Genomic DNA, 863 nt, shown 5'->3' on the forward strand with positions numbered 1-863 from the left:
CATGCCCGCGCGGGCGGGCATGTGTTTTTTTTCAGACACCAGAGACGGAACTCATGAACAGATTCTTACGCGGCGCCACGGCGTTCGCGCTGCTGGCGGCTGCCTGCGCGGCGCAGGCCTCCCGGCAGGCGGCCACGCCGGGCAGCGAATTTGACCTGGGGCTTACCGGGCGGGTGAGTATGGAAGGCGTCATTCTGTCGAGCGCCTGCGACATCACCACCGGCGACAGCGACCAGACGGTGGCGATGGGCAGCGAGACGCGCGGCCATATGCGGCGCACCGGACAGGGCGAGCCGCATCCGTTTTCCATCAGCCTGACCGGCTGCGCGCTGGCGCAGGCGGACGACCCGGCGCCCTGGCAGGTGCTGCAGGTGACCTTTGACGGCGAGCGCGAGGACGGGCTGTTCCGCGTCGGCGGCATGGCGTCCGGCGTGGCGCTGGAGCTCACCGACAGCCGCGGCGCGGTGATACGCCCCGGCGAGGCCGTCTCTTACCGCCAGGCGGCGGACGATATCCGCCTGGATTATTACCTGACGCTGAAAACCACCACGCGCGAATTAATGGCCGGCGACTACCGCGCCGTTATCCGCTACCGGGTTGATTATTTCTGACTGTTTTTCATCCTCTGGCGGATATAACGGACATGGCTGACATTTCTATTAATAAAACGCGTAATAAAGCGCGCGACGCGACGGCGCGAATCAATCACGGCGCGGTCAGAATAATAAAACTTTCCGCACTGACCGTCTGCGTGCTGGCGGGGATCCGCGCGCCGGCAATGGCGGCGGACGACATCCAGTTTAATACCGACGTGCTGGATGTGAAGGACAAACAGAATATCGATTTAAGCCAGTTTTCAAAAC

2 protein-coding genes are annotated in these 863 nt (G+C 62.7%); both read left to right on the forward strand.

Annotated features, from left to right (window positions below):
- Window positions 1–53 precede the first annotated feature (53 nt).
- Window positions 54–611: a fimbrial protein gene (locus IEX01_RS21420; RefSeq protein WP_188724527.1), complete on the forward strand. Its 558-nt coding sequence runs from the start codon at window positions 54–56 to the stop codon at window positions 609–611.
- Window positions 612–643: 32 nt separating this feature from the next.
- On the forward strand, window positions 644–863 hold a 220-nt coding region (locus IEX01_RS21425), incomplete at its 3' end, for a hypothetical protein (RefSeq protein ID WP_188724529.1).

The sequence above is a fragment of the Franconibacter daqui genome, assembly GCF_014644275.1.
GTDB lineage: Bacteria > Pseudomonadota > Gammaproteobacteria > Enterobacterales > Enterobacteriaceae > Franconibacter > Franconibacter pulveris.

What these genes read in the sequence shown, in the direction of transcription:
- IEX01_RS21420 (WP_188724527.1), top strand. Translation starts at nt 54, where the DNA reads ATGAACAGATTCTTACGCGGCGCCACGGCGTTCGCGCTGCTGGCGGCT.